The 7,885-nt window shown below is 63.5% G+C and carries 7 protein-coding genes; all 7 read right to left on the bottom strand.

Annotated features, from left to right (window positions below; all coding sequences use genetic code 11):
• Positions 1-79: 79 nt before the first annotated feature.
• The 7 genes from ACLQ7E_RS08210 to ACLQ7E_RS08180 all read right to left on the bottom strand — a co-directional run bounded on the left by ACLQ7E_RS08210 (position 80) and on the right by ACLQ7E_RS08180 (position 7,884).
• Complete coding sequence (locus ACLQ7E_RS08210; protein ID WP_411732089.1) at positions 80-1,258, bottom strand: serine hydrolase domain-containing protein; 1,179 nt, start codon at positions 1,256-1,258, stop codon at positions 80-82.
• Positions 1,259-1,266: 8 nt separating this feature from the next.
• Positions 1,267-3,009 carry a dipeptide ABC transporter ATP-binding protein gene (locus tag ACLQ7E_RS08205; RefSeq protein WP_411732088.1) on the bottom strand — a complete coding sequence of 581 codons (1,743 nt, stop codon included), beginning with the start codon at positions 3,007-3,009 and terminating at the stop codon, positions 1,267-1,269.
• Positions 3,006-3,887, bottom strand: a complete 882-nt coding sequence (locus tag ACLQ7E_RS08200; protein ID WP_411732087.1) for an ABC transporter permease — start codon at positions 3,885-3,887, stop codon at positions 3,006-3,008. The genes ACLQ7E_RS08205 and ACLQ7E_RS08200 overlap by 4 nt, the downstream gene beginning before the upstream one ends.
• Positions 3,884-4,831: an ABC transporter permease gene (locus ACLQ7E_RS08195; RefSeq protein ID WP_411732086.1), complete on the bottom strand. Its 948-nt coding sequence runs from the start codon at positions 4,829-4,831 to the stop codon at positions 3,884-3,886. Before ACLQ7E_RS08195 ends, ACLQ7E_RS08200 begins: the two co-directional genes overlap by 4 nt.
• An 8-nt stretch (positions 4,832-4,839) precedes the next feature.
• Positions 4,840-6,360: an ABC transporter substrate-binding protein gene (locus ACLQ7E_RS08190; protein ID WP_411732085.1), complete on the bottom strand. Its 1,521-nt coding sequence runs from the start codon at positions 6,358-6,360 to the stop codon at positions 4,840-4,842.
• Between the two features lie 115 nt (positions 6,361-6,475).
• The gene (locus ACLQ7E_RS08185) at positions 6,476-6,916 is read right to left on the bottom strand and encodes a thioesterase family protein (RefSeq protein WP_411732084.1); all 441 of its coding nucleotides are present in this window, start codon (positions 6,914-6,916) and stop codon (positions 6,476-6,478) included.
• Entirely contained in the window at positions 6,913-7,884 is a 972-nt protein-coding gene (locus ACLQ7E_RS08180; RefSeq protein WP_411732083.1) for a 3-hydroxyacyl-CoA dehydrogenase NAD-binding domain-containing protein, read from the bottom strand. Before ACLQ7E_RS08180 ends, ACLQ7E_RS08185 begins: the two co-directional genes overlap by 4 nt.
• Position 7,885 lies beyond the last annotated feature (1 nt).

Genomic DNA, 7,885 nt, shown 5'->3' with positions numbered 1-7,885 from the left:
TCCTCCTCGGTGCCGCCCCTGGGGGGGGGGGGCGCCCCCGGGCGGGCCCCCCCCCCCCGTCCCGCCACTACCGGATGGGTCAAACAATGCGAGCGAGCGCTCCCAGCAGGTCCTTGGCCCGGCGGTCTTGGTCTTCCGCACGCATTTCGTTGGTCAAGAACGAGAATCCGATGTTCTTTTCTGGCCAGGCCCCATGCAACCCGCCTCCGGCTCCGGAATGCCCGAAGGCAGGGGTGACCGGACCATAGGTTCCCAGGGGATCGGCCAACTCATAGCCAAGCCCGAAGCGCAGTGGCCGGTCATTGACCGCGTCCACGCCTTCTGACCAGGTCGTCGTGGAGGACTTCAGGGCCTCGGCGGACACCAACGGTGAAAGCGGCGTAGCCAGTTGGGAATAGAGCGAAGCCATCGCGTCGGCGGTGCCGATTCCTCCACCGGAAGCCATCTCCGCTCGTCTCATGCCCAGGGAATTAAACGGGTCTCCGTTTCCCGTGAGGGAGCCGGCGTACATCCGATCCACGAGCTTCCGCCGCTCAGGATCCTGGAGGAACGTGGAGATGGCATAGTTCTGCGACCGAAAAATGGTGGCCAGTCGCCTGTCCAAGGATTCGGGCAGGCCCAAGTGCACGTCCAGTTCCAGGGGCCCGGCGAGCAATTCACGGACCAGCTCTCCCGGAGTCATTCCGGTAACCCGGAGGAACAGCTCGGCAACCAGATATCCGTAGGTCAGCGCGTGGTAGGCGACCTTGGTGCCCGGCTCCCACAAAGGGGACTGGGCGGCCAAGACCGCTGCCATGGCCCGGTTGTCGTATCGCAGGTCCTGTGCGGGGTCGGGGTCAACATAGACCAAGCCAACGGTGTGGTTGAGCACCTGGGCAACGGTGACATCTTTTTTCCCGGCCATTGCGAATTCCGGCCAGTATGAGGCGATGGTGGCCTCCGGGTCCAACAGGCGGCGGTCAATCAGGATCGCGGCAATGGTGGCCATCAGTCCCTTTGTTCCGGAAAACAGGACGGCCATGGTTTTTTCCGACCACGCCTGCTGCGGTCCGGTTCCCGGAGCCGGGGTGGTGCCATTCTTGACGGTGGTTCCTCCATAGAACCGGGCCAAGGGCTTCCCGTCGCGGTACACGCAAAAGGCCATGCCACCTTCCGCGGCTGCCAAGTGCCGGGCGAAGACTCCGGACAGCATCTCGAACCCGGGTTGTGGCAGCCCATCATTGTGGCTGGTCAGGGGTTTTTCAAGCGACGTGTTCATATTCTTCCTTACTTGAAAGCCGGGACGTTGGCCAGCAGTTCCTGCGTGTAGTGGTGCTGCGGGTTGTTGAGCACTTCTTCGGTGGTGCCCATGTCCACGATCTTGCCCTTTTGCAATACGGCAAGACGCTGGGAAATATGCCGGGCCAGGGCAATGTTGTGCGTGACAAAAAGCATCGACATGTTGTGGTCGGTTTGCAGCGTGCGCAATAGATCGAGGATCGAGGCTTGAACCGAGACGTCAAGGGCGCTGGTGATCTCATCGCAGACCAGCAGCGATGGGGCATTGACCAGGGCACGGGCGATTGCTGCGCGCTGGCGTTCACCGCCACTGAGATCTCCGGGACGGCGTTCCATGTAGCGTTCGCCGAGCTTTACCTGGTTCAGGGCTTCCAGGACCAAGGCGCGGCGCTTGCGCTTGTCATTGATTCCCGACATTTGCAATGGGACGCCCACCGACTCGGCAATCGTTCGACGCGGGTTCAGTGAGGAGAATGGCGACTGAAAGATGTATTGGATCCGCCGCCTTTCCTCCGAGGAACGCATCCGTGTGCCGGTGGCCAGCTCCTCGCCGAAAAGCTCGATCGATCCGCTGTAGGCGTCATTGAGTCCGGCCACACAGCGCGAAAGAGTGGTCTTGCCCGACCCCGACTCGCCCAGTAGCATCATCGACTCTCCCTCCAGCAGCTGGAAGCCGATCCCGTCCAGGACCTTGTGTTTCCCATACGACAGGGCCAGGTCGCGCAGTTGCAGCAGCGGACGGGCCACCTCCGCGGCTGGCGTTGCCCGGGGCATGACGCCTGGCAGCAGCTTGGCGTCATCAATGAGCGGCGTGGAACCGGTGGTGTCCGGGACACCGTGGGGGCCGGAGACGACCAAGGGCTGTTCGCCGGTGATTGCCTCCACCTGGCCCACCCGGCGTTTGCCGGCCAGATCGGGAACTGCGGCGAGCAGCTTGCGGGTGTAGCCGTGTCGCGGGGCGAAGAGCACCTGGTCGGTGGCTCCCTGCTCCACGATGTCGCCTTCGAGCATGACTGCGACCTCGTCGGCAATTTCGGCGACCACCGCCAAGTCGTGCGTGATGTAGAGGCCCGCAACCTGGTGCCGTTCGGCCAGTTCGTCGATGGTTTGCAGCACCACTGCCTGGGTTGTGACGTCCAGGCCGGTGGTCGGCTCGTCGAGCACGATCACCGACGGGCGGCAGGCGAAGGCCATGGCAATGCCCACGCGCTGCTGCTGTCCTCCCGAAAGCTGGTGGGGGTATCGACGCTGATAGGCGGGGTCATTGGCCAGGCCGACCTCGGCCAGCACTTCGGTCACACGCAACCGGCGTTCGGAATCGTTGGCACCGATTTGGTGTACGCGCAGGGATTCGGCGATTTGCTCGCCGATGCGCATGGAGGGGTTTAGCGACAAGGACGGGTCCTGGGGCACATAGGAGATGGCCTTGCCGCGCAGGCGCCGCAATTGTTGATCGGGCAGATCCAGGATGTTTCCGCTGTCCCCGCTGCCCAGGCACACCGTTCCGGTGCCCTTGGACAACCCCTGCCGGAAATGCCCCATGCATGCGAGCCCTGCAGTCGTCTTGCCGGAGCCGGATTCGCCGACCAGGGCCAGGATGCGGCCCGGCTGCAGGGTGAAGCTGACCCCGTGCAGGATTTCCACCCCGGCATCGGTTTGTACCCTAAGGTCGGTGGCGCACAGCGCACTTGTCGCGATGTCGTTGTCCACGATGGTTGTGGTCATTGTCATTTCCCCGCATTCATGTTGGCCGATGCCCGCGCGAGCGAGTCGGTCAGGAGGTTGGTGCCCACGGTCAGCACTGCGATGGCGGCAACCGGCAGCAGCACGCCCCAGGGTTGGACGACCAGGGCGATCCGGCTTTCGTTGATCATCAGGCCCCAGTCCGCGGTGGGTGGTTGCATCCCCAGTCCGAGGAAGGACAGCGCCGCGACAAAGCCAATCGAGTAGGTCATGCGCAACCCGAGTTCGACCATTAGCGGGCCGGTGATGTTGGGCAGAACCTCGGTGAGCAGGATCTTGTATTTGGGCACTGCGTACATTTCACTGGCCCGGATGTAGTCCTCGGTGATCACCGATGCGGTGGCCGAACGCGTGACGCGGGCAATGCGCGGTGCGTGGGTGATTCCAATGACCACAACGAGCACCCAGCCCTGCGGGCCAAGCACTGTGATGGCCAACAGGGCGAAGACCAGCTGGGGCAGGGCCAGAAGCACATCGTTGCCGCGCATGATCAGAGCATCGACCCGGCCGCGGGAGTAAGCAGCGGTCATGCCCACGGCAACACCGATGACCATGCCCAGCGCAGTGGCAAGCGCCGAGTAGACGATCAGTCGCAGCCCGCCGTCGAGGAATCGCGAAAGCACATCCCGACCCAGGTTGTCTGTGCCGAACAGTCCCACGTCGGTGAACGGACGCCCCGTGAATTCGGTGCTGGTATGCCCGGTCGGCCACGGCAACAACAGCGGCCCGGCCAGGGCGATCAGCAGCACGACCACTGTCAGCACCATGCCGACCTTGGCCTGGCGCTGGCGCATCATTCGTGCCAGGAGCCGAGGCGGGCGGGAGACGGAAACGTTGCGTTCAACCGCATCATCGACGGTGCTCATTTGGCCTTCTCCGTACGTAGTTTCGGATTCGTGAGGATGCCCACCAGGTCGGCCAGGAGGTTCACCACGATGTAGGCTGCGGCGATCAGGATGGACAGCGCCTGGACAACCTGCACGTCGCGGTTGGTCACGGCATCCACCAGTGCCTGTCCGATGCCGGGGTATCTAAAAAGGAATTCGATCACAACCACGCCGCCGGCCATCCAGGCCAGCTGGATCGCGATGACCTGCGCGACGGGGGCCAACGCGTGCGGCACCGCGTGCCGCAGCACCACATGGCGCTCGGGCACACCCTTGAGTCGTGCCATTTCCACGAACCCGGAATCCAGCACCTCAAGCATGGTGGCACGCATCATCCGGACAATGTACGGGGTCACCACCAGCGCAAGCGTAATCGTGGGCAGGACCAGCTGCACGGGGTGGTTCCAGACAGCCTCGCCAGGCGGGGCCATGGTCACAGAGGGAAGGATCTTGAACACGGTGGTTGAGAACAACGCGACCAGTCCGATGCCGATCACGAATTCGGGGAGGGAAGCCAACACCAGTGAAACGCCGGTGCTTGCGTTGTCGAAGGCCCGTCCACGCTTCAGGGCGGAGAAGGTGCCCACGACGATGCCCACCGGAATGGAAATCAGCGCGGCCAGGCCCATCAGCACGAGCGAGGATTCGATGCGGTCGGACAGCAGGGCCGTGACGGGACCACCGGTTGCAGCCGAGTAGCCAAGGTTTCCGGTGAACAGGCCGCCGAGCCAGGTGAAGTAGCGTACCCATACCGGGTCGTTGAGGTTCATTTGTTCCCGCAGCGCGGCCAGCCGTTCGGGGGTGGCCTGCTGGCCCAGGATTGCCTGGGCGGGATCGCCGGGCAGCAGCAGGGTGGCCACGAACACCAGCAAGGAGACGATGAGGAGGATGACCAGGCTGACAAGCAGCCGTTTGGCGATCATTCGGGCGATCACTTGGTAACTCCGATCCATGCGCGGCGGAACTCGAAGCCGGACAGTGCCAGGCCGGTCTTGTTTGGAATCAGCCCCGCCACGTATCTCTGGTAGGCGTCTGCCTGGTTGGGGTGGCCCCAGATGATGTATCCGCCGCGCTCGTATTCGATCTCCTGCGCCTTGGTGATCAGTGCATTGCGTTTGGTTTCATCGACCTCGGTGCTGGCGGATTCGATCAGCGCCAGGAATTCCGGGTCGTCCCAATGGGTTTCATTGAACGGGCTGGTCGGCAGTGAGCTGCTGTTGACTTGGGGCTGGAAGTTGCGCGTGTACCAGAAGTCCTGGGCGAACGTCCACGAAAGGTAATCGTCACCAAAGAATGTCGTGGTGTCCACGCGACGGATCTGCACCCGGATTCCTGCCGCCTTGGCTTGTTGGGCGAAGACCTGGGCCGATTCCACGGCGCCGGCCTGGATGGGTGCAGTGACCAATTCGATGTCCAGCCCGTTGGGGTAACCGGCCTCGGCGAGGAGTGTCTTGGCCGTGGAAATGTCCTGGGTCCTTTGGGGGAGGTGCTTGGCGTAGCCCGGATCGAAGGGAGCGTAGAGGTCGTTGCCCAAAGAGCCGTTGCCGCTCAAGACCTGTTCGATCATCTGTTGCCGGTCCACCACCAGGCGGAATGCCTGGCGGACCCGGACATCGTCGAACGGGGCCTTGTCGGTGCGCATCGTGAAGGGAAGCCAGGCTCCGGTTTCGGAGTTCAGGATACTGATGCGGGGGTCTGCGGAGATGACTTCCAACAGGGCCAGCGGGATCTGGCCGATCGCATCGACCTGCGTGGACAGCAGTGCGTTGAGCATCGCGTCGTCGTCCGAGAAGTTCAGGATGGTCAGTTCATCCAGGAAAGGTTCGTGCTCCCGCCAGTACGCATCGTTGCGCACGAACACCGAGCGGAGCCCGGGATCGAAGCTGGAAGCCTTGAATGGTCCGGTTCCGACCGGGTGCTCCAGGTCGAAGTCTTCGGGAACAATACCCAGCGCATATTGGCCCAGTGAGTCGTCAAAAGTGGCGGTGGGCGTATTGAGCCTGAATTCAACGGTCAGTTCGTCGATGACCTTGACCTCGTCGAGGATCGTCAGGGCGGCGGCACCACTCTTGGGGTCATCGGGGTTGGTGACCCGGGCAAAGGTGGAGGCGACGTCCCTGGCAGTGACGGGGCGTCCATCGTGGAATTCCACCCCGGGCCGCAGGCTGACCGTCCATACCCGGGCCGTGGCGTCCGGGACGGCGCTGAGGGCCAGCAATGGCTTGAGCTCGAAGTTCTCATCCCGGTAGAGCAGCGATTCATACAGGTTGACCACTCGGGCGATATCCGTGGTGCTTACCGGGGCGTGGGGGTCAAGGGAGTCCGCCGCTCCGCCGCCTGCCAGGCCCACCCGCAGCGATCCTCCGCGGACCGGATCGCCGGAGGGGGCTTCCTGCAACGCGGTGTCGGACGAACCGCAAGCGGTAAACAGCAGACCCAGGCCCAGGGCCACGCCGCTTCCCAGGATTGCGCGGCGGCTTGGGCCGGGCCCCGTGCCCGGCGTTCGTGTAGATGGTGATTGGGGGGAATTCAAGACGTACTCGATTCTCGTGAAGGGCGCGAAGGATTCATACGGTGATGGATCGGCCGCTCCAATCGGGGGTCCTGTGCTCGTGGGCGGTGACTTGACCTAGGATGCCGGCAGGGAAGGGAGTCGTGGCGCCAGTGGCCTGGTCCACGTGGAGGCCGAGTATTTCCTCCGTGGCGATGAGCTCCGTCCCGCGGCGCATTTCATGGGCCAGGTGCAGCTTCTTGGGTCCCGCGGCGACAATGATGGTGGTGATTTCCAGTTCCTCGGCGAGGGAGGCTTCTCGCAGGTAGCGCACGTGCGCCTCAACCGTGTACAGCGAACAGCCGCTGGACCGGCGGTAGCCGTCGTCCATGCCCAGGGCGTTCATCACCGAGGTGGTCGCATCACCGAAGGCCAACACATAGAAGGCCTCGGACATGTGGCCGTTGTAGTCGATCCAGTCCTGCAGCACCGTGCAGCGATACGGAACCAGGCTCATTTGTTCTGCACCCCTTGCGGATTCCGGATGCCCTCGACCACCTGGCGGACAGCAATGATCGCCGCATCGCGCTGGGCTATCAATTCGCCGATGGAACGCCCGGCGGCCTCGTCGTCGCAGCCGTCGATGACATCTTGGCGCAATGTGGTGGTCAGTTCGGGCGCGTCCAGACGCGTCCAGGGCGATTTGAGTGAAGGACCGAAATGGTCAAGCATGTGTGCCATGCCGCCCTCGCCTCCGGCCAGGTGGAAGGTGAGCATGGGGCCCTGCAGCGGCCATCGCAGTCCGGGCCCGTCGGTGATGGCCAGGTCGATCTGCTCCACGGTGGCTTCGCCGTTGTCGATCATGTGAAGGGCCTCACGCCACAGGGCTTCCTGCAATCGGTTGGCTATGAACCCGGGAACCTCTCGATCCATGGTGATCACTGACTTCCCGATGTATTCGTACCAACCCGAGGCCCAGGACGTGGCCTGCGGGTCCGTTGCCGAACCTCCCACGACCTCGACCAGGGGGATCAGATAGGGGGGATTGAACGGGTGGCCAACCACGAGGCGGGATGGGTCCTCCGCCTTCTCCGCCATCTCGGTCATCCCGTAGCCGGACGTGGAGGAGCCAATGACCACGTTTGGGGAGACGGCCTCGGCGATCTGTGCAAGCAGGTCCTGCTTCAGTTCGAGGTTCTCCGGGGCGCTCTCCTGGACGAACCCGACTCCGCGAACTGCCTCTTTCAGGTCAGTGTGGACGGTGAAGTTGTCCTTGGATGCGTTCTCGGCCAGACCGAGCGCGGTCAACGCCGGCCAGGCAGCGTCGATGAGTCTGCGCAGCTTCGCTTCGGCATCCGGGGAAGGATCCCACGCACGGACGCTCAGGCCGCGGGACAGGAAGTAGGCGGCCCAGCCGCCGCCGATGGTGCCCACGCCAACGCAGGCAACACTCGAGATGTCTTCGAACTTGGGGTAATCAACCATG

Source organism: Paeniglutamicibacter sp. (assembly GCF_046714615.1).
Lineage (GTDB): Bacteria > Actinomycetota > Actinomycetes > Actinomycetales > Micrococcaceae > Paeniglutamicibacter.
Note: the sequence above shows the minus strand (reverse complement) of the source record. Positions and strands in the feature narration are given on the sequence as shown.